18 protein-coding genes and 1 tRNA gene are annotated in these 24,881 nt (G+C 45.8%); 17 read left to right on the top strand and 2 right to left on the bottom strand.

The features are described 5' to 3' along the window. Both NLX78_RS20425 and NLX78_RS20420 read left to right on the top strand, forming a co-directional pair. The gene (locus NLX78_RS20425) at positions 1 to 960 is read left to right on the top strand and encodes an ABC transporter permease (protein WP_010349245.1); all 960 of its coding nucleotides are present in this window, start codon (positions 1 to 3) and stop codon (positions 958 to 960) included. Between the two features lie 261 nt (positions 961 to 1,221). Then, positions 1,222 to 1,569: a hypothetical protein gene (locus NLX78_RS20420; protein WP_023987757.1), complete on the top strand. Its 348-nt coding sequence runs from the start codon at positions 1,222 to 1,224 to the stop codon at positions 1,567 to 1,569. Between the two features lie 34 nt (positions 1,570 to 1,603). Here NLX78_RS20420 and NLX78_RS20415 read toward each other — a convergent pair whose 3' ends face one another. Beyond that, on the bottom strand, positions 1,604 to 2,044 hold the full coding sequence (locus NLX78_RS20415; RefSeq protein WP_250267868.1) for a GNAT family N-acetyltransferase: 441 nt from the start codon (positions 2,042 to 2,044) through the stop codon (positions 1,604 to 1,606). A 613-nt stretch (positions 2,045 to 2,657) separates the two neighbouring features. On the opposite strand from NLX78_RS20415, the gene ilvB reads away from it, so the two are divergent. The 15 genes from ilvB (at position 2,658) to NLX78_RS20340 (ending at position 24,351) form a co-directional block, all read left to right on the top strand. Next, positions 2,658 to 4,403: a biosynthetic-type acetolactate synthase large subunit gene (ilvB, locus tag NLX78_RS20410; protein WP_061829126.1), complete on the top strand. Its 1,746-nt coding sequence runs from the start codon at positions 2,658 to 2,660 to the stop codon at positions 4,401 to 4,403. 1 nt (position 4,404) lies between these two features. Further along, positions 4,405 to 4,890 carry an acetolactate synthase small subunit gene (gene ilvN / locus NLX78_RS20405; protein ID WP_023987760.1) on the top strand — a complete coding sequence of 162 codons (486 nt, stop codon included), beginning with the start codon at positions 4,405 to 4,407 and terminating at the stop codon, positions 4,888 to 4,890. Positions 4,891 to 5,053: 163 nt separating this feature from the next. Continuing rightward, positions 5,054 to 6,046, top strand: a complete 993-nt coding sequence (ilvC, locus tag NLX78_RS20400; RefSeq protein ID WP_013309387.1) for a ketol-acid reductoisomerase — start codon at positions 5,054 to 5,056, stop codon at positions 6,044 to 6,046. 124 nt (positions 6,047 to 6,170) lie between these two features. Further along, positions 6,171 to 7,712 (top strand): 2-isopropylmalate synthase, encoded by a 1,542-nt coding sequence (locus NLX78_RS20395; protein WP_025724101.1) that lies wholly within the window; start codon positions 6,171 to 6,173, stop codon positions 7,710 to 7,712. Positions 7,713 to 7,916: 204 nt separating this feature from the next. Continuing rightward, on the top strand, positions 7,917 to 8,993 hold the full coding sequence (gene leuB / locus NLX78_RS20390; protein WP_069291471.1) for a 3-isopropylmalate dehydrogenase: 1,077 nt from the start codon (positions 7,917 to 7,919) through the stop codon (positions 8,991 to 8,993). Positions 8,994 to 9,315: 322 nt separating this feature from the next. Then, a complete protein-coding gene (locus NLX78_RS20385) occupies positions 9,316 to 9,855 on the top strand; it encodes a peroxiredoxin (RefSeq protein ID WP_023987763.1) in 540 nt (179 codons plus the stop codon). 260 nt (positions 9,856 to 10,115) lie between these two features. Next, positions 10,116 to 10,532, top strand: a complete 417-nt coding sequence (locus NLX78_RS20380; RefSeq protein ID WP_013309391.1) for a hypothetical protein — start codon at positions 10,116 to 10,118, stop codon at positions 10,530 to 10,532. A gap of 337 nt (positions 10,533 to 10,869) precedes the next feature. Continuing rightward, the gene (locus NLX78_RS20375) at positions 10,870 to 11,973 is read left to right on the top strand and encodes an ATP-binding protein (protein WP_061829128.1); all 1,104 of its coding nucleotides are present in this window, start codon (positions 10,870 to 10,872) and stop codon (positions 11,971 to 11,973) included. Positions 11,974 to 12,314: 341 nt separating this feature from the next. Then, complete coding sequence (locus tag NLX78_RS20370; protein ID WP_254351389.1) at positions 12,315 to 14,456, top strand: bifunctional diguanylate cyclase/phosphodiesterase; 2,142 nt, start codon at positions 12,315 to 12,317, stop codon at positions 14,454 to 14,456. Positions 14,457 to 14,562: 106 nt separating this feature from the next. After that, positions 14,563 to 14,633, top strand: a tRNA-Gly gene (locus NLX78_RS20365). 310 nt (positions 14,634 to 14,943) lie between these two features. After that, positions 14,944 to 15,945: a polysaccharide lyase family 1 protein gene (locus tag NLX78_RS20360; protein WP_254351431.1), complete on the top strand. Its 1,002-nt coding sequence runs from the start codon at positions 14,944 to 14,946 to the stop codon at positions 15,943 to 15,945. 365 nt (positions 15,946 to 16,310) lie between these two features. Beyond that, on the top strand, positions 16,311 to 18,161 hold the full coding sequence (gene abc-f, locus NLX78_RS20355) for a ribosomal protection-like ABC-F family protein (RefSeq protein ID WP_254351430.1): 1,851 nt from the start codon (positions 16,311 to 16,313) through the stop codon (positions 18,159 to 18,161). A 448-nt stretch (positions 18,162 to 18,609) separates the two neighbouring features. After that, the gene (pheS, locus tag NLX78_RS20350; RefSeq protein ID WP_269321413.1) at positions 18,610 to 19,641 is read left to right on the top strand and encodes a phenylalanine--tRNA ligase subunit alpha; all 1,032 of its coding nucleotides are present in this window, start codon (positions 18,610 to 18,612) and stop codon (positions 19,639 to 19,641) included. A gap of 28 nt (positions 19,642 to 19,669) precedes the next feature. Continuing rightward, complete coding sequence (gene pheT, locus NLX78_RS20345; RefSeq protein WP_254351388.1) at positions 19,670 to 22,117, top strand: phenylalanine--tRNA ligase subunit beta; 2,448 nt, start codon at positions 19,670 to 19,672, stop codon at positions 22,115 to 22,117. A 209-nt stretch (positions 22,118 to 22,326) separates the two neighbouring features. Further along, positions 22,327 to 24,351 (top strand): cell division protein ZapA, encoded by a 2,025-nt coding sequence (locus NLX78_RS20340; RefSeq protein ID WP_254351387.1) that lies wholly within the window; start codon positions 22,327 to 22,329, stop codon positions 24,349 to 24,351. Between the two features lie 148 nt (positions 24,352 to 24,499). Here the strand turns inward: NLX78_RS20340 and NLX78_RS20335 are convergent, their stop codons facing one another. Then, positions 24,500 to 24,859, bottom strand: a complete 360-nt coding sequence (locus tag NLX78_RS20335; protein ID WP_023987773.1) for a phage holin family protein — start codon at positions 24,857 to 24,859, stop codon at positions 24,500 to 24,502. Positions 24,860 to 24,881: the final 22 nt, after the last annotated feature.

Genomic DNA, 24,881 nt, shown 5'->3' with positions numbered 1-24,881 from the left:
ATGAGTTGGTTAACACTTGGTGAATTAATCCATACAACGCTCGTTTTTGCGACGGCGATTATTTTTGCGTCTCTCGGCGGAGTTTTTTCAGAAAAATCCGGTGTAACGAACCTCGGGTTGGAAGGACTTATGGTATTTGGAGCGTTTGCAGCGGGTGTTGGCGGATTTTATGCCGAGCAAGCTGGACTAGGAGGCACCTCTGCGGCTTGGGTAGGTGTGCTGTCAGCTGCGGTGTTCGGTATTCTGGTTTCGCTAATTCATGCTGTAGCCTCTATTACGTTTAAAGCTGATCAGGTAATAAGTGGTATAGTTATCAACTTTTTGGCAGCAGGTAGTACACTGTACATGGTCAAGCTTTTATTTGAGGGTGATGGTGACACGGGTCGGATTCAGGGTTTCAACGAAATATCCATCCCTTACCTTGTGGATATTCCGATTGCAGGAAAAGCCTTTTTCCAAGCCTATCCAACGACATACTTAGCCATTCTATTAGTTATTATTGGCTATTTTACTTTGTATAAAACACCGTTTGGCTTGCGTTTGCGTTCCGTTGGGGAGCATCCAGGAGCGGCCGATACAGTGGGTATTAAAGTAAATCGTCTTCGGTATATTGGTGTTATGATCAGTGGGGCGTTGGCTGGGATTGGTGGGGCTACAATCACTCTGACTACAACCAATATGTTCTCGCACAATACAGTTTCGGGACAGGGATATATTGCTATTGCCGCTATGATTTTCGGTAAATGGAATCCGCTCGGCGCTTTTGGCGCAGCAGTGTTTTTTGGTTTTTCACAAGCCATTCGCAACTATGTGCAGCTGTTCGCATGGTCCCAAAGTATTCCCCAGGAAATTATTTTTATGTTGCCATATCTCCTGACGATTATTGTACTGGTAGCGGCTGTCGGACGTTCACGTGCTCCGGCCGCTTTGGGTCAACTTTATGATCCAAGCAAGCGTTAAAACTTATAAATAGCTGATGTGTATGTTTTGAAAATGTACATTGGTGTATAAAAAATCTGGTATCTGCATGTGCAGGTACCAGATTTTTTTATATTGTGCAGGCATTTAAACATACGCCACTGGCATGAATGGAATAGACTGTGCTATGCAGATTGGACGGGACGCTCGGCCCCTGTCAGCTCCGGTCTATTTTGTGGTGGTGATGAGCTATCAAGGAGCCGTTCAATCTGTCCATCCGTTGAGAAAGAAGGAGGAAATACGATGAAACAGGCAGTAACCAGAAAGCAGGTGGAGAAGCTTGTTGGCAAAGTCATCTTTGCTACTCGCAAGGATGGTTCCCAGGTCAGCGGCAAGCTGATTCGCATTTCGGGTAACCGACTGGTTCTTCAACCAAACCGCAAGAAAAAAGTAAACACGAAGGCGATTATTCCTCTGGTGCTGTTTGACTTGCTTGCCATCGGCACAGCTCCATACATTGGTGCCTATGGTGGGGGATATGGTGGCTACGGTCCAGGTTATGGAGGACCAGGATATGGTCCGCAGCCAGGCCCGTATACAGACGGGGGGTACCCCGGAGTAGGATATCCGTATTACCCTAATTTATTTTAGTCATACAAAATCTTGAGCTCGAAAAAGATACTTTTTACAGTGACTTTTCGAGTTCGTGGCATCGGCTCAGAGCTACGTAGCGCAGCATTTGATATTGATGACGCAGATAAAAATGGATCCCCCTAATATTGTCTTCGTCCACCATAACTTTAGCCCGCTTGCAGCGACGAAGTCGTCCGTAGTGTTCGGCATGCTCCAGCAGTTTTTTTCCGTATCGCATACCTTGATGAGCTGAAGAGATTGCGATCAAATCAATGTATAATAGTTCGCCATGCAGCATAACATGAATGAAGCCAACAACCTGTGCATTATCCGGTCTGCAAGCTACAAAAGTGATGCCCCGGTTTAAGCGCCGGGGTAATTCTTTGCGTATTTGTTCCATTTCTTGGGCACTTAAATGCGATAGGGGGACAAGCTCTTGCTCGATGAGACGAAAGATAATGGTGTCATCTTGATAGCTGCGTTTTCGAATCATAAACGGGCCTCCTTTTCTACCCTTTTAACAAGATAAGACGTGGCTTTGGAGGAGTGCACTGTCTCACCGTGTGGTCTTTTTTATAATATGCGGGTACCTCTTACAAGCGTGCGACTCTGAGGTGCTTCAGAAAAGAAACATGAATTTTTATGAAATATGGGTATTGACTATCCCAGATGAGAGACATATAATGTGTCTAAACATTTGAAAGAATGACATGAACTCAACGGCAATGAAGAGGACGAAGTGATTAGGGCTCTTTTGTTCAGAGAGTGAGGCATTAGCTGCAAGCTTCACCAAAATCCCTTTTTAACGAGCTCACCTTGGAGCTGTTTTCCTGAAAAGTATTTGGGCCCGATGATATTAACGGTGCGCTGAATCACCTATTAGGGAAAATCGTACGGTCTACGTTACAGACGCCAGATATGGAGATCCTTTGTGATTTCTGTACCTGCCAAGGTTCGATATTGCGAAATATCGGGCAAACACGGGTGGTACCACGGAAGCTACAGCCTTTCGTCCCTCAGTAACAGCAAGTCTGTTCTAGGGATGAAAGGTTTTTTTGTTTTTACAAATGTCAGATGTATGTAAATTTTGTAAAGGAGGATGACCAATGAGTGCACAAATTCCTGAAGTTAGGTCAACCAATGAATTACGTGAAAAGTGGATGAAGCCTGAAGTGATTACAGGTTCGGAAATTTTACTCCGTAGCCTGTTGCTGGAGGGAGTAGATTGTGTCTTCGGATATCCTGGTGGTGCAGTGCTTTATATCTATGATGCCATGTATGGCTTTAAGGATTTCAAGCATGTCCTCACTCGTCACGAGCAAGGAGCTATTCATGCGGCAGATGGTTATGCACGGGCGAGCGGTAAAGTGGGTGTCTGTATCGCGACTTCCGGACCTGGAGCGACAAACCTGGTAACTGGTATTGCGACGGCTTTTATGGATTCGGTGCCGTTAGTGGTCATCACGGGTAACGTTATATCTTCCCTGATCGGTACGGATGCTTTCCAGGAAGCCGATATCACGGGAATTACAATGCCGATTACGAAGCACAGCTATCTGGTAAGAGATGTGGAGGATCTGCCGCGAATCATCCATGAGGCATTTCATATTGCCAACACAGGGCGCAAGGGACCGGTGCTGATTGATATTCCGAAGGATATTTCTGCAGCCCAGACGTTGTTTGTTCCACAAACGGAACCTGTGACCATGCGGGGTTATAACCCGAAAGTGATACCCAACAAAATTCAACTAGACAAGCTAACTCAAGCTATTTCCGAAGCAGAACGTCCATTCATTCTGGCAGGTGGAGGAGTTGTATACTCCGGTGGACATGAAGCGCTTTACGAGTTTGTTCGTAAAACGGAAATTCCTATTACGACAACATTGCTCGGATTGGGTGGTTTCCCAAGTGGACATGAACTGTGGACGGGGATGCCGGGGATGCATGGAACATACACCTCCAATCAAGCGATTCAACAGTCAGATCTGTTGATCTGTATCGGAGCCCGCTTCGATGATCGGGTAACAGGCAAGTTGGATGGGTTTGCTCCTCAAGCTAAAATCGTCCACATTGATATCGACCCTGCTGAAATTGGAAAAAATGTTGCAGCAGATATTCCTATCGTGGGTGACGTGAAGGCAGTGCTGGAATTGCTGAATCAGGATGTGAAACGTGCGGATCGAGCTGATGCATGGAGAGCGCAAATTCAGCATTGGAAGAAAGAGAAACCTTATTCATATAAGGATTCTGAAACGGTGCTTAAACCACAATGGGTTGTTGAGTTGTTGGATGAAACGACCAAGGGCGGCGCAATCGTAACGACGGACGTGGGACAGCATCAAATGTGGGCAGCTCAGTATTACAAATTCAATCAGCCACGTTCATGGGTCACCTCTGGTGGACTCGGTACGATGGGATTTGGTTTCCCTTCTGCAATCGGTGCTCAGATGGCCAATCCCGACAGATTGGTAATATCGATTAACGGGGACGGCGGTATGCAGATGTGTTCGCAGGAATTAGCCATCTGTGCAATCAATAACATTCCGGTTAAAATCGTAATTATCAACAACCAGGTTCTTGGAATGGTTCGCCAATGGCAGGAATTGATCTATAACAATCGGTATAGTCACATTGACCTGGCTGGAAGTCCGGATTTTGTGAAACTTGCCGAAGCATACGGAGTCAAAGGACTGCGTGCTACGAATAAGGAAGAGGCACGTCGGGCTTGGCAGGAGGCGCTTGATACACCCGGACCGGTCGTTGTCGAGTTTGTAGTCAGCAAGGAAGAGAATGTATATCCAATGGTGACGCAAGGTTCGACAATTGATCAAATGCTGATGGGGGACGAGTAAAATGACAACAAAAAATACCATTGCTGTACTGGTAAATGATCAACCCGGCGTTTTGCAACGTGTGTCCGGCCTGTTCGGTCGCCGAGGCTTTAACATTGAGAGCATAACTGTGGGACAATCGGAAGAAGTTGGATTATCCCGTATGGTCATTGTGACTGTAGGGGATGAGAACAACTTGGAGCAGATTGAAAAGCAGCTTTACAAGCTGGTTGATGTGATCAAGGTCATCGATCTCAGTTCCAAGCCGATGGTAGCTCGGGAATTGGCGATGATAAAGGTAAAGGCAGAACCGCCTCAGCGGCCAGAGATCATGGGTGTGGTAGAAACATTCAGAGCAGCTGTAATTGATGTTGGAACGACGAGCTTGATCGTACAGGTCATTGGCGATACAGAAAAAATTGATGCCATGATCGAGTTGTTGAAGCCTTACGGTATTCGGGAGTTGACTCGAACCGGGGTTACAGCTATGATACGTGGCAATGCTTAATATGAAGCTTTAACGAATTACCGCTTATAGCGCATTACATCAATAAAGAACCGCCCGCATAAGAGCGGGAGCTCGAAGAGATTTTTGGATACTGAGCACGAGGGAAAGTCTCTTGGGGTACCCGCTCATTATGAAGGGTCCAATTAAAAGGAGGAAATTAACCATGGCAGTTACAACGTACTACGAAAAAGATGCAGAACTCAGCGTATTGAAAGGAAAGACAGTAGCCGTTATTGGTTACGGTAGCCAAGGACATGCTCAAGCACAAAACTTGCGTGACAGTGGTGTGAATGTTGTTATTGGTTTGCGTGAAGGCAAATCAGCTGATGTCGCAAGAAACGACGGTTTTGAAGTTCTGAACGTAGCTGATGCAACAAGCCGTGCAGATGTGGTTCAAATTTTGTTACCTGATGAAACTCAAGCTTCTGTATACAAAAATGAAATTGAACCTAACCTGAAAAAAGGCGCAGCTCTTTTGTTCTCCCATGGTTTCAACGTTCATTTTGGACAAATCGTAGCTCCTAAAGATAGCGATGTATTGCTGGTTGCTCCAAAATCCCCAGGACATATGGTACGTCGTACCTATGTAGAAGGGTTTGGAGTACCGGGGTTGATCGCAATTGAGCAGGACGCAACGGGTCAAGCCAAAGAAATCGGTCTTGCATACGCAAAAGGCATTGGCTGTACACGTGCGGGCGTAATTGAAACCTCCTTCCGTGAAGAAACGGAGACGGATCTGTTCGGTGAGCAGGCGGTATTGTGTGGCGGCGTGAGCGCACTCGTAAAAGCGGGCTTTGAAACATTGACTGAAGCAGGTTATGCTCCTGAGATGGCATACTTTGAATGCTTGCATGAGCTTAAGCTGATCGTTGACTTGATGTATGAAGGTGGATTGGCAACGATGCGTGATTCCATCAGTAATACAGCGGAATATGGCGATTATGTAACTGGACCACGCGTGGTAACGGAAGATACGAAGAAAGCCATGAAGGATGTATTGACTGACATTCAACAAGGTAAATTTGCTCGTGACTTCATCCTTGAAAATCAATCTGGACGTGCATTCCTGACGGCTACTCGTCGTAATGAAGCTAACCATCCGATTGAAGTGGTGGGCGGACAATTGCGTGAAATGATGCATTGGATCAAAAAGTAATAATCTTTTGTACTATGAACTCGACAACATGAATTATTTATAAATATTAATTACAATGCGGCCCTGCTTATTGCGTGAGCCGCATTGTAATTTAAGGGTCCTAATCCTGAGGAGGTGCGTTAGGTTGCGCAAAATATATATATTTGACACAACGTTGAGAGACGGAGAACAGTCACCTGGCGTGAACTTGAATACTCGTGAGAAAGTGGAGATCGCTCATCAGTTGGAGAAGCTGGGAATCGATCGTATGGAGGCTGGGTTCCCGGCTGCTTCTCCGGGTGATCTGGCGGCTGTTAATGCAGTAGCAAAAGCTGTGAAAAATTCGACGGTTATTGGTCTTTCGCGTGCAAGGGAACAGGATATTGATGCGGTTCGCGAGGCACTCAAGGGAGCTCAGGACCCGTGTATCCATATCTTCTTGGCAACTTCTCCTATTCACCGTCAGCATAAGCTGCGGATGGAGAAGGCACAGGTCTTGGAAACTGCTCGTGCTGCCATACGCTATGGGTTGAAATATTTGCCTAAAGTGGAGTTTTCTTTGGAGGATGCAGGTCGTACAGAGCTTGATTTTGTGGTTGAAATGGTTACCATGGCTGTACAAGAAGGGGCTTCTGTCGTCAACATTCCAGATACGGTAGGTTACTTGACCCCCTACGAGTATGGAAATATATTCAAACACATTAAGGAAAATGTGGTCGATGTGGAGAAGATTCAATTGAGTGCACATTGCCACAATGACCTGGGAATGGCTACTGCTAATACACTCGCTGCCATCCTGAACGGTGCGGATCAGATCGAGGGAACCATTAACGGTATTGGTGAACGCGCTGGAAACACGGCCATTGAGGAAATCGCCATGGCACTGGAGACGAGACAAGAATTTTTTCAGGCCAAAACATCTCTGCAATTGTCTGAAATTGCGCGTACGAGCCGTTTGGTTAGCCGTTTGACGGGGATGGTAGTGCCGGGCAACAAGGCGATTGTTGGAGCCAATGCTTTTGCGCACGAATCAGGTATTCATCAAGACGGCATGTTGAAAGAGAAAACGACTTATGAAATCATGACACCAGAAAGTATCGGTCTGAAAGAAAGCAAGCTGGTACTGGGCAAGCATTCAGGACGGCATGCTTTCCGTGAGCGTTTGATCGAGTTGGGCTACGAATTGAACGAAGAAGATCTGAATCGCGCTTTTGGGCAGTTCAAGGATCTGGCTGATAAGAAGAAGGAAGTTTCGGACGATGATATTTTGGCATTGCTGGAAGAAAAATTGGCCGATGCACCTGAAGTCTTCAAGCTGGAAACCATTTTTGTTACCTACGGGAACAAGGCTACGCCTTCCGCACAAGTACGTCTGGTTAACGATGAAGGTCAGGTTATCGAGACAGAAGCTGAAGGAAATGGTTCAGTCGATGCGATCTACAATGCGATTGACCAAGCCAGCAGCGAAAGCGTTGTACTTTCAGATTACTCCATCAAGTCAGTTACCCATGGTAAGGACGCCCTGGGTGAAGTCCATGTAGTGCTGACGCAAAACGGACTGTCTGTGCAGGGACGCGGGGTAAGTACCGATATTCTGGAAGCAAGTGCTCGGGCTTACGTAGATGCGCTAAATGGTTTGATCGACAAGCGTAAAAACTACAGTAATCGCGTAGATTATAAATCTTAATTTTATCGGACTTAAGAGTTGGATATATACAGGATCGGATGTTTCCGGTCCTGTTTTCTTTTTTCTCTGATGAAAAAATCAGCTTATAGGCTGTGCCTATTGAATTGATAGATTCTATATCTTGGTCAAAGTCCTGCCATGTATGTTACAAAGAAGGTATGAAAAATACGGTTGTATAGCCGTATAACAAGAGGAGTGTACGTGATGGCAGACGTTAAAAAGATTGCGGTAATAGCGGGAGATGGAATTGGACCTGAAGTGGTCGCAGAGGCAGAGAAAATTTTGAAACGTACGGAAGAAGTGTTCGGCCTTTCATTTGAAACGGAGCATGCGCTGTTCGGCGGGATTGCGATTGATAAGAAGGGCACACCATTGCCGGAAGAAACACTGGCAGTATGTCAATCTGCAGATGCCGTTCTGCTGGGAGCGGTAGGAGGACCACAATGGGACAACAATCCAAAAGAACTTCGTCCTGAAACTGGACTGCTGGGCATTCGTAAAGAGCTCGGTCTGTTTTCGAATCTTCGTCCTGCTGTCGTCTTTGACTGTCTCAAGGACGCATCTACATTGAAACCGGAAGTGTTGGAAGGAACGGACCTGATCGTGGTGCGCGAACTGACGGGCGGCATTTATTTCGGTGAGAAGTTCAGACGAGAAAGTCCTCAGGGTGAGGAAGCAGTCGATACTTGTGCATATAATGTAACAGAAGTAGAGCGTATAGTGCGCCAATCTTTCGAAATTGCACAAAAACGTCGCAAGAAACTTGCATCGGTGGATAAGGCTAATGTACTGGAAACCTCCCGTTTATGGCGTGAAGTCGTTAACCGGGTTGCTGTAGACTACCCGGATGTCGAGCTGGAGCATGTATTGGTTGATAACTGCGCCATGCAATTGCTGCGTCGTCCATCTAGCTTTGACGTCATCGTGACGGAAAATATGTTTGGTGACATTCTCAGTGATGAAGCGGCTATGCTGACCGGATCCATCGGCATGCTCTCCTCCGCATCACTTGGAGAAGGCAGCTTCGGCCTATACGAGCCGGTACATGGCTCGGCGCCTGACATTGCAGGTCAAGGGCTGGCGAATCCCATCGCAACGATTTTGTCCGTTGCTTTGATGTTCCGTCTCACCTTCGGGTACGAGAAGGCAGCTGATGCCATTGAGAAAGCGGTAGCTGAGGTATTGGATGCAGGGCACCGTACGGCGGATATTGCGGTGGAAAAATCTCAAGCGATCTCGACAACTCAAATGGGCGATCTGATCGCAGCAGCTATTCGTTAAAAGCTCCGTAAATCACCTGTTCTGAAAAAAAAGCTTCCTATTATATAGTAAGGTTATACAGTACAGCCTTTTCGACAAATGTTTAGCACAGTAGCTCCTGAGCAATCAGGAGCTACTTGTATATTCAAAAGTTCAAAATGTGAATAAAGCGTGAATTTTTAAGCTAGTTTAAAATAATTATAAAAAAGTAATGGTTATAATGTTGACTTTGATTTCAGTGAATGATAACATTTATCAAGTAAGTTGTTCATTACAATACAGATGATTGAGGAAAACACATTCGGTGTTTTTCTTACATATTTTAAAGGAGGATTTCATTATTATGGCAGAAAGATTGGTAGGAAGACCCGCCCCTGATTTTGCATTGGAAACAGTGACTGGAGACGGTCAAGAATTTGGTTCGGTGAAGCTTTCCGATTACCGTGGCAAGTGGCTCGTATTTTTCTTCTATCCACTGGATTTCACTTTTGTGTGCCCTACGGAAATTACAGCGTTGAGCGATGCTGCTGACCAATTCAAAGAGCTGGATACTGAAATTCTGGGTATCAGTGTAGACTCCGTGCACAGCCACAAAGCATGGATCAACACAGCTAAAGAAAACAATGGTCTGGGCAAACTGAACTTCCCATTGGCTTCTGACATCACGAAGAAAACAGCAAGCGATTATGGCGTTCTGATCGAAGAAGAAGGCGTTGCATTGCGCGGCTTGTTCATCATTGATCCAGAAGGCGAATTGAAATATCAAGTGGTTAACCACAACGACGTAGGCCGCAGTGTGGAAGAAACTTTGCGTGTACTGCAAGCTTTGCAATCCGGTGGCTTGTGCCCAATGAACTGGAAACCAGGCGATCAAAATCTGTAATATAAGCTTCACAAGTTGAAATTAAACAAGCAAGCCCCCAACTAGCGGTTACTCTGCCGTTATTGGGGGCTTGCTTGCCTGCTCTGTGCAGCGCAAGATGTGAGGATATCCTGTTTAAATGAGACAATATAGAGTGAAGTAACAAATAATTATGGAAATGTTGTTGTGTTCTGGAGGAATTTTGCCTGATGAAAGCGAATAAGGTATTGTAGAAGATAAACAAGGCAGAACAGGTTTTGTTCAGAGGAGGCTGAGCCCGGATGAGTTATTGCTGTGGAGCAAGCATGGTAGGAACCAAGGGAACGCTGAAGCATTACCGCACCCAAGTTCATAATGTTCCTTTGCTGTTTTGCCCGGTATGTCGTCGCATTGAAGTTCATTATAAAGTCGAAAATGAGTATGAAATTCTGGCTGAATATGCACATGGAGATGGGGCAACCGAGATTGATTTTCAGGATTATGTCATGGAAGACGATGATACGATATTTGAAAATTGTGTGAATCGTGAAAGTGAAGATGCCTTTGAAATTGTGAAGCGTCAAATTGATATATCTCTGGATTTATTGATGGTAGCCAAACAGATGAATGATGAAAAATGGCAGGGAGAGCTTAAGAGAAGACTGGCCGTTATGAGCCAAAGACGATCCCGGCTTCAACATAATAAGAGCGGCAGTTGACATCCTACACACCAAAGAAGCTCTCAATTCTGGAGAGCTTCTTTGGTGTGTAGGGCGCTTGTTCATAACGTAATCTTTCATTTTGGTAATGTTGCGCAGATATTATGACGAAAGAAAACAGGATAAAAATTTGGATTCGACACTTTTTCCGATTGACTGCGATCCTTAATCTTGTCTATCATAAAATAAGACTCGAATTGGAAAGAGATGGTCGGATTTCTGTGAAACTGTTTTCTACATCATTGAAGGGTAGTCGATAGATGCCTTTCTCTTCTTCAAGATTATTACGCGTCCGAAACGGCCAGTTTGTCATTCCGAAACAAGGGGGAAGCCTGGCATGATCAGTGAATTCCAAGAAGCCTTGCTTGATACCGTGGGAGCTTGTCCTTCCACACAGATCGCCAATAACAAGTATGAAAATGTGCTGGAGAACCTGGATAGTGGTATCATGCTGTTTGACAGTGACGGGGTACTGACCTTTATTAACGTGCAAATGGCGAAATTGCTGGAGCTACCACGGAGTTCGCTAGCAGGTCGCAATTTGATGCAAATTTTGCATCATCCTGAGTTAAGTCGGTTTAAGAAGAAGAAAATCATGCGGATTTATAAAGAAACTATCTTTCATAGAAAGCGCTATCACGAGTTGATTGATGAGTATGGTCGGCATTGGTTGATAACAGTGACCTATGGTGATCAGATGGATGGGGATTTTTTGTTTAGCGTCAAGGATGTGTCGGATTATAAGCAGATTGAGCAGACGGCGTATCAAAACGATAAGCTGGCGATGCTGGGACGCATCTCTGCCTCTATCGCCCATGAAATCCGTAACCCGCTTACCGCAATTCGGGGCTTTATTCAATTGCTTCGGCCACATTTGGTGGAGTTGGGCAGGGACGAGTATGCCCGCATTATATTAACAGAGATTGATCGTGCGAACGACATTATTTATGAGTTCTTAAATTCGTCCAAGCCTTCGGCTCCGCAAAAAACAGCTGTATCTGTGATGGGCTTGCTGAAAGAGGTAGTGATGCTGACAGAAAGCGAAGCATTAATGAAGGGTTGCCAGATTGCATTGGACGAAAATGATGAGCTCATGAAGGTTTCCATTGATGTGAAGCAGATTAAGCAGGTTATCCTCAATATGATTAAAAATGCGATGGATGCCATTGAAAGCATCAGTGGGGAACGAGAGGGCTTCATCGATATCCATACAGTGCTTGAGGGTAATTATGTCCACATTTGTATTGAAGATAACGGATTAGGTATGGATCACAATACATTGGCGCGTTTATTTGATCCTTTTTTTACAACAAAAGAAAGTGGAACCGGATTGGGATTGGCTGTGAGCTATCGAATTATCAAAAATCACGGAGGCTTCATACATGTAGACAGTAAACATGGAAGTGGCACACAATTCAAAATCACGCTTCCTGTAGTTTAATATGGGGAGGTTTTCGCAGAGGGGTCCTGTACATACTATTTCTTTTATGTTGTGCAGCGTTGGGGTATAGGTATCACCTTTTTGGAAAAGGTTGTCTGAAGCGCATTATCTGACAAGATGATGCGCTTTTTTGGTGCTGTAAGCTCGGTTATTTGCGTAAATGCGAAAATGAATTCATGAATTTAAGACAAAAAAATGATTCACCTTTCACAGATTAAATGCTATTATATACCAGAATACAACATTATTTTTGATACTATAGACTTAAACAACGGCTTCCAAAGCTGTCAAACGTCTTAGATGATCGGAATCTCCGATATGCAGGGGGCTGAAGAGGCTGAATGAGTATACGGCTGGAAGTAAAAAAAACGATAGGTATCGGCATTGCTTCGATAGTTTTGTTTGTCTTGGTTCAGTTATTTCACGTAACTTTGAATAAGATATACTCCCATAATGTTTTTTTCTTGTTATATCCGATTGTAGGATTTTCCTGTGCTGCGATTTGTTTTTCTATTTTTTATCAGTCCTGGTCCGTTTTACTGGAACAGTTATCCTTGCAGAGACTTTTTATTGCCCCGACGTTTTTGGTGGCTGGTCTGCTTTACCTTGTTCATATTGTTTCGTTTAGTTTCGTAAGCCTGACGGACTTTGCTTTGTCTCCGGGCATTTCGTTATGGCTGCTATTTGTAAATCGTGCCGTTACTTCTGTCTTGCTCTTATGTGTTTGTTTCCTCCCGTTTAGCAAGACGAAGTCTGAATACAAGACAGTGGCTTTGTGGGCAGGGATAGGCTGCACTTTGCTGATTCTAGGAGTTATTAAGACATTTGGTGCAGACTTACCGGATCTACGTATACGATACGAAATAGGCAACTTCGGCTGGACATTAAATCTGGCTGTCATGTTACTGCTTGTGCTCACTTTTATTTTCGGGGTGCGAAAATATCGGAAAGCCCGCCCGGCGGAGTTGGGCATGTTGCTTATTGTTCGTGGGATTGGGCTGTGTGTTGTGAGTCAGTTGTTCTATTTATTTTCTGAGCAAATGAGCGATATTAATCACCTTTTGGGACTTTTGACCAACGCGGTAGCATTTTATAATATGTTGAGCGGGCTGGTTCGGTTGATGGTTCTGGTTCCTTATCGTGAAAAGCAAGCAGCAGAATCTGAGTTTAATCACATTGCCTATAATGATGATATAACAGGACTCCCCAATCGTCGTCGCCTTTCCCAACGCTTAGATAAAATATTGCGCAAATCATTGAAATCGGATGAGACAGTAGCGCTTTTAGTGCTAAATATTGATCGTTTCAAGGCGATTAATGATTCGCTTGGACATATGGCAGGGAATTATTTGCTGTATGCGGTAGGCGAACGCTTGGGGCATTTTAGCCATGAAGGGGAAGCTGTCTTTAGCATGGGCGGAGATGAATTTGCCTTTCTTCTAACGGGATACGAAGATACAGATGCTATGAGAAATCGTATTGATGATATGGTGAAGCTGTTCGATCAGCCTTTCGATATTAATGGCGAATCCTATCATGTGATGGTGAGTGTTGGTATAGCTTTATACCCGTTGGATGCGAATCAGAGCGAACAGCTTATTCAGCAGGCGGATACGGCTGTCCATAGTGCCAAAGAGCAGGGAGTGAATTTTCAGCGGTATGCTAGCGCGATGCAGATGCGAGCGCATGAAAGACTCCAACTGGAAAATGATCTGCGGCGAGCGCTTGAAAATGAGGAATTTTCATTGGTATATCAACCACGTGTCCACCTGCAAAGTGGCGAGCTAACGAGTTTGGAGGCGCTGGTGCGATGGAATCATCCTCATCGTGGGATGGTGATGCCGGGCGATTTTATTCCGGTGGCTGAAGAAAGTGGTTTAATTGTGCCCTTGGGGGAGTGGGTGTTAAGGGAGGCCTGTCTGCAAAATAAGCAATGGCAGGAGCTCGGGTACCCACCCATCCCGATTTCGGTCAATTTATCCATGCGCCAATTTCAGCAAAAAAAGCTGGTGGATGTCATTCGGGACATTTTGACCTATACGGAACTTGAAGCACGCTATCTAGAGCTTGAGATTACCGAAAGTATGACCTTTGATAAGGATCGGGCCTTTGAACAGTTAAAAAAAATAAAGGCTATTGGTGTCGCAATCAGTATTGATGATTTTGGAACTGGCTATAGCTCATTGCATTATTTGAAGAATCTCCCGATTGATCGTCTAAAAATTGACCGTTCCTTTGTAAATGAGGTACTGGTCGACAGCAAAAATGCGGCAATTGTATCTACTATTGCCTCCATGGCTCACCATTTGAAGCTGAAGGTTACGGCTGAAGGAGTGGAAAATGAGGAGCAGCTTCATTTTTTGCAGGCACAGGATTGTCATGAAGGTCAGGGATATTACTTTAGTCGCCCCATTCCTGCAGAAGTTTTTGAAAAATTGTTTTTACGTAAACCTATGAATTGGCTGGCTCAGGATAGTATGTAGTATGCTTGCATTTTGCTGAAAGGTAAGTTATACTAAATAACATCCTGATTCAGCTGGTTGACGATAGGTTAAGCGTGTCATACATAAGAATCGAGATGTTATAAATGCGGGTGTAGTTCAATGGTAGAACTTCAGCCTTCCAAGCTGATAGCGTGGGTTCGATTCCCATCACCCGCTTACTGTTTTAAGAAGTTCGGAACCCTTGTGACACAGGGGTTTTTGTTTTGTTTGGAGCTAGATAAATGCATTATAGCCGGGGTGCCGACGGGGTATCACGGCTTTTTGCGTTCTTACGAACTATTTTTACATGGCTGCACAAAAATAAAATATAAAATATTTAGCTTAGATGCTATAAATAAACAGATAAAAAGAACTATTTACCAATTACTAAAAAATATGTATAGTCGGATTGTCGGGATTTAACTTAAAAAAGGATGGTGTAGCTGCAATGAGGAAAATTTCTTTTCTGTTTTTAGCATTAACTTTGATGCTGTTTACTTTTTCAGCAAGTTCTACGTTCGCCGCTGCTGATTTTCCAAATACGTCGACGAATGGAATGACTGGTTTTGCCGGACAGGCTAAAAGTGAAAATGGAGCTACAAAGCCTGCCACAACGGGGGGAAAAGGCGGTCAGGTCATTTATATCAATAATCTAAACGATTTGAAAAACCAGTTAGGGGATTCAACTCCTAAAATTCTGGTAATCGAAAAAAATATCTCTGCCTCCTCTAAAACCGTGGTTAACATTGGTTCCAACAAATCACTCATTGGTTCTTACGCGCAACACAAGCTGGTTAACATTCATTTGAAAACAACAAATAATTCGGGAAATGTGATCTTTCAAAATTTAACTTTTGAGCACAGTGCCAACATTAACGGTAACGATGACATCCAACTTTATCTCACTGCAGGTACAAATTATTGGATTGATCATATTACATTTGCAGGTCACAGTTATAATGCGAATGGCTCGGATCTGGACAAACTTTTGTACATAGGCCAATCGGCTGATTATGTAACCATTAGTAACTCCAAATTTGCTAATCATAAATATGGTCTCATTTTGGGATACCCTGATGATGGCAATAAAAATTATGATGGCATGCCCCATATCACGATTGCCAATAATTACTTTGAAAACTTACTTGTACGTGGCCCAGGGCTTATGAGATATGGATATTTCCATGTTAAAAATAATTATATTAATAATTTCCAGCTTGCTTACACCATTGCTACGAATGCAAGAATCTATTCTGAGTACAACTACTTTGGAAAAGGTAGTGAAAAGGGAGGTATTCTTGATGATAAAGCCAATGGCGAGTTTAAAGATGTGGGGAGTTTTCCCGCCATCAACAACCAAAAATCGCGTGTAACCAGCTGGAATCCAAGCAAAAACTATAGCTATCAGGTTCAGACTCCTGAATATACGAAAGAGTTTGTAACGAAATATGCAGGTTCGTCCAATACAACTTTGGTATTTGGAAAATAACGCGGGTTATTTGCAAATGCATTGTGATCTGCTATACTGACTGCAAGTAAGTATCCCATGAAAAGGAAGGTAACCATACGTCCGATGAAGTAAGCACACTGATTTTCCCACTTAACTGCACAGTTACTGGCAGGCGGCTGTAAGCTGCAACGGGAGAAGTGTGTCTGAAAATGAATGTAGGGACGTATGCGTTTATTCCGGAACGGGATTTGGCTTATTCGTTTACGGTATTATTTTTCATAAGCGTATGTTCTGAGACGATTCATAACAGTCATTCTATATTCCTTGTATGCAAGCCGCAGCCTTCTGCGGCTTTTTTTATTGCTTCCGGGGTCAAAAAACCGGACTGGGAAAGGATGATCGGTATGAGAACGATTTTGCGTATTCGCAATGTAGTAAAGGATTGGAACGGGACATCTTTATTTGAGAATGTGTCGTTGGATGTGATGGAAGGAGAACGGCTCGCACTGTTTGGAAGAAATGGAGCAGGTAAGACGACGCTATTGCGAATATTACTGGGAGATGAAGCGCCAACCTCTGGTCAAGTAGAGCATGATTTGCCACTGGAAGAGCGGGGCTGGCTGAAGCAGCAGGATACGGTGGATTGGTCTCGAACCGCACTGGAGGCCGCACAGCAGGCCAGCCCTCGGCATTGGCTTCTCAAGCAAGCGTTGGGACAGCTGGAAGCTGACCTAGCCGATGCTGGGAAGGAGATGGAGAATCATCTGGAGCGTTACGGCGAGCTGATGGATGAATACGAACGCCTGCAAGGCTTTGCCTGGGAGTCTGAGGTGGAAAAGGCGCTCACTCGAATGGGAATGCCTGTCCAGACGTGGTCCATTGCTTATGGTGACCTGAGTGGCGGACAGAAGACGAGAGTGCGATTAGCCGGACTCATGGTCAGGCAGCCGAAGCTACTGGTGCTGGATGAGCCGACCAACCATTTGGATGCCGAAAGCTTGCTTTGGCTGGAGCAGTGGCTGTCCACGTATCCAGGAACACTGCTGTTTGTATCGCATGACAGAGCCTTTTTGGATCGGGTGGCTACGAGTATAGTTGAGCTCACATCGACAGGTATTGGGCGCTATAAAGGCGGCTATAAGGAATATAAAGCGCAAAAGGAGCGAGAACTGCGAGAGCAGGAAGCCAACTATCGGAAGCAGGAGCTGGCGAAACAGGCGCTGGAGGAAACGATTCGAAATTACAGGGAATGGTTTCATCAGGCGCATCGTGGCGCATCCAAGGTTGAGATGGCCGTTACGCAGAGCTTTTATAAGGCCAAGGCTAAAAAAAATATTTCCCGTTACCATGCGAAGGAGAAGGAACTGGAGCGACTGGAAGCCAATAGAGTAGAGCAACCGCGTGAGGCTGCGTCTTTGCACATGAAATTAAGTGACAGCGGGTTTCAGGCAAAATATTTGCTGCGTGCTGAGCAGGTTGACTTTAGCTACGACGACCGTAGCATTGTGAAAAATCTAAATCTGATCGTTGCACGTGGAGACCGTCTGGCTGTTCGGGGGCCCAATGGAATTGGTAAAACCACGCTGCTTCGGTTATTAACAGGTCAACTGGAGCCGCAGACAGGAAAAATCACAACCAACCCACAGTTGAACATCGGATATTTTTCACAGGAGCTGGAGCAGCTTCCGGAGGATCAAACGTTGCTGGACAGTCTGCTTGCACTCCCGACGATGACTCAAACAGAAGCGAGAACGGTATTGGGCTGCTTTCTTTTTGCGAAAGAAGACGTATTTAAAAGGATCGGGACACTCAGTATGGGAGAAAAATGCAGGGTAGCTTTTCTGCGTCTGTACTTTAGTGGAGCCAATCTGCTGGTGCTGGATGAACCCACGAATTATTTTGACATTGAAACCCGTGAAATTGTAGAGGATTCTTTACGTAACTATGATGGAGCACTGGTGCTCGTCTCACATGATCGGGAGCTGGTGAGGTGCACGGCAACTCGGTTACTGGATATGAAGCCGGGGGGCGGATATGAAATCTATGAGGGGACAGCTGACGAAAAGCAAGAAGATGAGCGGAGCCGTCAACGGGAGCCAGAAGACCAGGAGCGGCGTGAGGAACGGCTTCGATTACAATTGCGTCTTACAGAGTTGATGGGAATGACGGGCACGAATGACGAAAACGAGAAGTTGTTGAGCGAAATCAGGCGCATTCGTGCAAATCTGGAGCGGTTGGATGATCTCGATATCTAAAGAAATGAAACGTATGCCCTGCTTGCCAAAGCGCGGTAGTTTGCATATAATAATGAACAATAGTTCGAATTTTTGAAAATGTCTTGATGGAGAAGAGTAGACAGTGTCCGATTGAACAGGGAGGAAGCGCCGTAGGATTGAGAGCGTTTCTGCAAATACTGGGCTGTTGAAGTTCGCTCCGGAGCAGTTCCTTGAACCTCAGACGCCATGTGAATGGCGAATGTGCAGTAGGGGATACCGGTTCACGACCGTTACAACGTGTAGAGCGAGACGATGATGCATAGCATGAAAATCACCTGTAACTAGTTGCCGTAAGGCAGAATGCTGGGTGAGCTGAGCTTATTGTCTAACGAGGGTGGTACCACGGTCTTTTCGTCCCTTACCGGGAGAAAAGACCTTTTTTTGTTGTCTGAAAAGCTGGAAATGAAGAAAGGGGACTGAACAGGCGATGAGCGAAACCATCCAAATGAAGGAACATTTGCTGGCCTTGAAGGAAGAAGCACTGGAAGTATTGGAGAAGGTGGCAACACCCAAGGAGCTGGCTGATTTACGGGTCAAATATTCGGGGAAAAAGGGCGCATTGACTGAAATCTTGCGCGGTATGGGCAAGCTGAGCGCGGAAGAGCGTCCAGTTGTTGGACAGGTAGCCAATGAGGTGCGCGAGGCGATTGAAGAAGTCGTTAACCGTAAGCAGGACGAGTTCACGAAAGCAGAAACAAATGAGCGTTTGCAAGCGGAAAAGATCGACGTTACGCTGCCTGGACGCGCGTTGCCGCAAGGTGGACTGCACCCGCTCAACAAAGTAATTGAGCAAATCGAGGATATTTTTACAGGTATGGGCTATCGAGTGGCTGAAGGTCCACAGGCAGAGACGGATTATTATAACTTCGAAGCATTGAACCTGCCTAAAAATCACCCAGCACGGGATATGCAGGATTCATTTTACCTGACCGAGGATCTGTTGATGCGTACCCATACGTCACCGGTTCAGATTCGTGCAATGGAAGCGATGAAGGGCGAAACGCCTATTAAGGTTATCTGTCCAGGTACGGTTTTCCGACGTGATGATGACGATGCAACGCATTCTTTTCAATTCCACCAAATTGAAGGGCTTGTCATTGGAAAAGACATTCGTATGAGTGATTTGAAAGGAACCTTACTTCAATTTGCACGCGAAATGTTCGGAGAATCGACCGAAATTCGTTTGCGCCCAAGCTTCTTTCCGTTCACAGAGCCGAGCGCTGAAGTAGACGTGACTTTTGTGAAGAAAAATGGCGAGCGTGTATGGATTGAAATTTTAGGCTGTGGCATGGTCCATCCGAAAGTGTTGGAGATGGGCGGTTTTGATCCCGAGGTGTACAGCGGCTTTGCATTCGGTATGGGTGTAGAGCGGATTGCTATATTGAAATACGGTATCGACGATATTCGCCATTTTTATAACAGTGACCTGTCGTTCCTGAAACAGTTTGCGCGTCAATAAACAACTATATCAAGGGAAGTGAACCCATATGAAAGTATCATTCGAGTGGCTGTCCGATTATGTATCGCTGGATCAGGTAAGCGCGGAGGATCTAGCAGAGAAAATCACCCGTTCGGGCATAGAAATTGATGAAGTCGAGCAGCGCAATCAAGGAATTACTGGTGTCGTTGTCGGCTATGTTAAAAGCAAGGAAAAGCATCCAGATGCTGATAAGCTGAATGTATGTATTGTCGATGCAGGTCAAGAGGAAGATCTGCAAATCGTGTGTGGTGCTAAAAACGTGGATGCAGGTCAAAAGGTTCCTGTTGCAGTTGTAGGTGCAAAGTTGCCGGGAGATTTCCACATTAAAAAGGCCAAGCTACGTGGTGTTGTATCCATGGGCATGATCTGCTCGGCCAAAGAACTGGGCATGAATGACAAGCTGCTTCCAAAGGAATTGCAAGAAGGTATTTTGGTGCTGCCTGAGGATGCTGAAATTGGTATGCCAATTACGAAGCTGCTGGCGCTGGATGATCAGGTGCTGGATTTTGATCTGACACCCAACCGTTCGGATTGCCTGAGCATGCACGGAGCAGCATATGAAGTGAGTGCGATTCTGGGACGTGACATTTCGCTGGCTGACCCGGCTAAGGATTTGGTTGAAATTAGCGATGCAGCGGCAGATCATCTGTCTGTGAAGGTAGATACTCCTGAACTGTGTACGCACTATGCGGCCCGTTATATCACAGGTGTAAAAGTGGGGGCTTCCCCGTTATGGATTCAAAACCGTCTGATGGCGGCAGGTGTTCGTCCGATCAACAACATCGTAGATATTACGAACTACGTTATGCTGGAATACGGTCAGCCGTTGCATGCTTTTGATGCGGATAAGCTGGAAAATGGAAATATTGAAGTTCGACTCGCTCGTGCAGGCGAAACATTGATTACACTTGACGATCAGGAACGTAAGTTGGAGCCGCATATGCTGCTGATTACAGACGGTGTGAAACCCATTGCATTGGCAGGCGTGATGGGTGGAGCCAATTCCGAGGTTACGGATGCGACGGTCAGCATTGCGCTGGAATCTGCCAAGTTTGACGGCGGTACAGTTCGCAAAACATCCCGTCAACTTGGACTGCGTTCAGAAGCAAGTCTGCGTTTTGAAAAAGAGGTTGATCCAGGCGCTGTTGTGCCTGCTGTGAATCGTGCAGCTGCGCTGATTCAGCGTTATGCGGGAGGCACTGTACACCAGGGCATCGTAGAATCAGCGTCTGCAAAAGCTGAAAACCGCATTATCAAGCTGTCGCTAGATAAAATAAACCGATATTTGGGAACCGAACTGTCGCTGCTTGAGGTGAAAACGATTTTCGGTAGACTTCATTTCGGATGTGGCGACGCAGAGCAAGGTGTACTGGAAGTTCAAGTTCCTACACGCCGTGGAGATATTACCATTGACGTGGACTTAATCGAAGAGGTAGCTCGTCTGTATGGTTACGACAATATCCCGACCACGCCGATTGAAGGTCCTACAACTCCGGGAGCTTTGACAGCATCGCAATCATTGCGCCGCTCCCTGCGCAGATTGCTGGCTCATGGTGGTTGGCAGGAGACGATCAGCTACTCTTTTGTACATCCGCAAAGTACGGGGTTATTTAATGCCCTGACAGAAGGTAGCCATCCGGTACGTTTGGCTATGCCTATGAGCGAAGATCGTAGTGTTTTGCGTACGAGTATCATTCCACAGATGCTGGATACAGCGGTGTACAACATGAATCGCAAGCAAGACAATCTGGCGATTTTTGAAATGGGAACTGTATTTTATACAGAGGAACAAACATTAACCCGTCAGCCGCAGGAAATTCAAGTGCTTAGTCTATTGCTGACTGGGGTACGCCGTGAAAAACAATGGAATATTGGTGCTGAAAAGGTTGATTTCTTTGATATTAAAGGCGCGCTTGAAACGGTGTTTGACTATTTCGGATTGAGTGCCAGCATTCGTTATGTGGCTGACCAACCACAAAGCTACCATCCGGGCCGTTCTGCTTCGGTATGGCTGGATGTGAATGGAAACTCTCAACGGATCGGTACCATTGGGCAGATTCATCCGGAGCTTCAACAATCTTATGGGCTGAATGATACGTATGTAGCGGAAATTGCGTTGCAACAGGTCGTAGAACATGCAAACCCTCATATTCAGTTCAGAGAGCTGGCTCGCTTCCCATCCGTGGAACGTGACATTGCCCTCGTGGTGAATAAAGACGTTGAGGCAGGTGAACTGCTTCGTGTTATTCACGCTGCAGGCGGAGAGCTGTTGCAGGATGCACGAGTGTTTGATGTATTTACAGGCAGTAAGCTTGGTGAAGATAAGAAGAGCGTAGCTATCTCTCTGACCTATCGTCATTGGGAACATACGTTGACGGATGAAGAGATCAATGCGGCGCATACTCCTGTCGTTACGTCTCTGGAACAAACTTTTGGAGCGGAATTGAGAAAGTAGCAGGAAATGCGGGAAGCCGTATCGAATCTTAGTGACAGAGGTTCGATACGGCTTTTTGGCCTATCATCATAGAAGCTCTCTTACTCTGATATTTACCCGCTGCGGGGAAGCCGGACTAATAAGGTTGGACGCTTCACGGAAGGCGGGTTACCATAGTACCGGACACACCTTAGAATCAACATACAGTAGTATTGAAGGAGGGCATAATTGTGACTACACCAGATCGTACTCGCGTCACTGTAGAGATCTACGGTACTTCTTATAAACTCGTCGGCAGCAATACCGATTATATGAAGCAGGTTGCCAATTACGTGGATGAGCGTATGCACAGCATTTCTCAAGCTCATTCGCGTCTGGATATGCCCCGAATTGCCGTGCTGGCTGCGGTTCATATGGCAGAAGAAGCTGTACAAATCCAGGAAATTCAGAGTCATATGAACCGCTTAGCAGCGGAACGAGCAGAGCTCCGGGGAGATCTGGCGCAACTCCAGACGGCTCTAGGGGAACAGCAGCAAAAAAATACAGATCTGCATCAATCTTTTATTCAACTAAAGGAAGAAAAGGAAGCAACGCAGAAGAAGCTGATGGAAACCGAATCTGTATCAGCCAAAGAGATTGCCCAATTGAAGGCAAAGCTGGAACAGCAGGAGAAAAAAGCGACTGAACTTGAAAATGGACAAAAACAAGCTAAACGTGAATTGGAGGAGTCTCGTCAAGAAGCTTCTCGCAAGCTGAAAGAGCAGCAGGAGGCGGCTAATGCCCGTATCCGGCAAATAGAAGAGCAGATGAAGAAGGAAGTAGCTGAAGCGACTAAACAGGCTGAAGCCAAGCTGTCAGCTGCAGAGAAGACTCATCAGGAGCAAAAGCGTATAGAACTGGACAAGCTGCGATCTGCTTTGCAGCAAGAGCATAGTAAGAAGGTAAGCGAATGGCAGACCAAGTGCTCAGGGCTGAATGAGCAGCTGGAGCAGGAACGTAAACAGGCTGAATTGGCGTTGAATGAAGAAAAGCTCCAGCATCAGGAAGCGCAGAAGCGAGCTGATGAAGCTGCACTGGAGCAGGAGATTCGGGTTGAGGAGCTTCAGGAACAATTAGAACAAGTACAAGCAGGCAGTACAGAGCTTGTTTCTCGTCTGGGAGAGGCTCAAGAACAAGCAAGAGTACTGAAGCAACAACAGTCCGAGCTGGAGTCTGTGCTGGAAACACAGCGACAGGCTGCGATAGAGCGAGAGCAGGCAGATACGCTTGCGCGTGAAGAACTGCAAAGCCGATATGATCAATTAGCGGCTGAAGCCAAGGCTACGCAGCAGCAGACGGCTAAGCTGGAGGAAGAACAGCGGCGGATGCAGAAGCTGCTGGAGCAAGCTCACGTATCTTCTCGCAAACTGCAAAGTGAGCTGGCTACGCTAGCTGAAAGCGAGAAGTCATGGAAGAAACTCGCAGAAGAACGCCAGTTGGCAGTTGATGAGCTGGAGCTCTCCCTGCTGGAAGCACGTGAACAGAAGGAAGCGATACAGGAGCAATTACAGCACGCAGAGGCTGAGCTCGAAGCTATTAATGATAAATTTGCTTCACAACAGCAACGGCTAGTTCAACTCGAAGCGAGAATCAAGGAGCTTTCACCTGAGCTGATTCGCGTTCAGGATGAGCTTGAGAAAGCCAAAGTCCGAGAGCAAGAGGGAGCTAAGGCATATCAATCGCTTCAGGAGCAATATGGAAGCATGAAGAGCCGAGCTGGACAGCTGGAGCAGAATATTAAGCAGCTTCAACAGGAAGATCACGAACGGCGGAGTAAACTGGAACGTGCTGAGGAAGAATCTCTAGAGTGGCAACTTAAATACGATCAGTTGAAGGCAGAAGCGGAACGTCTGGAAGCTGAAGATGCTGCCCGTAAGGAAGAATTTGCATCTTGGGAACGAGAAATAGCGGTAACCGTTGAACAAAAGGAACAGCTTCAGGAGGAGACTCGTTTGGCGGTTGAAGCTGCCAAAACAGCGAAAGCTGAACAGCAGTCCATAGAGCAGGAACGAATGGCCTTGCAGTCTGAATTGGACGAAGTGGGTCAAAAATATGAAATGGCGGCGCATCAGCTTCGTCTGTTACAAGTACAACAGGACGTAGATCGGGAAAATACGGAGAAGATTTCTACAGAATTACGTCAATTACAGGAAGAATACACTAAACTTCAAACGGAGTACAATGAATGGATTGAACTTATCGAACAGGATCAGTAGATACGGATTAAAAATGTAAGGCAATCCCCGGCTGCTCATCGCCGGGGATTGTTTGCTTTTGTATCCACTCAGAGGTTATATGACACAAAGCTGTCCTTTGGCAGACGAAATCTGCTTCGGGACAGCTTTGTCGGGAGTTCTATTGAAGTTATTTCCCGTCTTTGCGACCTGCTTCAAACGGTGTCGATACCGGAATAAACAGGTCGATAATCCCGATAACCAACGCAGCGAGCAATGCGCCCAGAACGGAAACACTGACATTGGTCACCACATATTGAGCGATCCAGATCACCAGAGCGCTCACAAGAAAACCTACGATACCGCGTCCAAATGGAGAAACGCGTCGGCCGAACACTGCCTCGATAATGTAACCAACCAAGGCGATGACAATGGCAAGAATCAGCGCGCTCCAAAAGCCGCCTACACTAAATCCGGGAACGATCCAGCTTACGACCATCAGCACCAGAGCGGCAACGATGAAACGTACAATGTGCCCGAGAATGCTCACGGAATAACCTCCTTTGTTTTTT

This window comes from Paenibacillus sp. Lou8.1, assembly GCF_024213565.1.
Classification (GTDB): Bacteria; Bacillota; Bacilli; order Paenibacillales; family Paenibacillaceae; genus Paenibacillus; species Paenibacillus polymyxa_B.
This window is presented reverse-complemented; position numbering and strand designations above follow the sequence as displayed.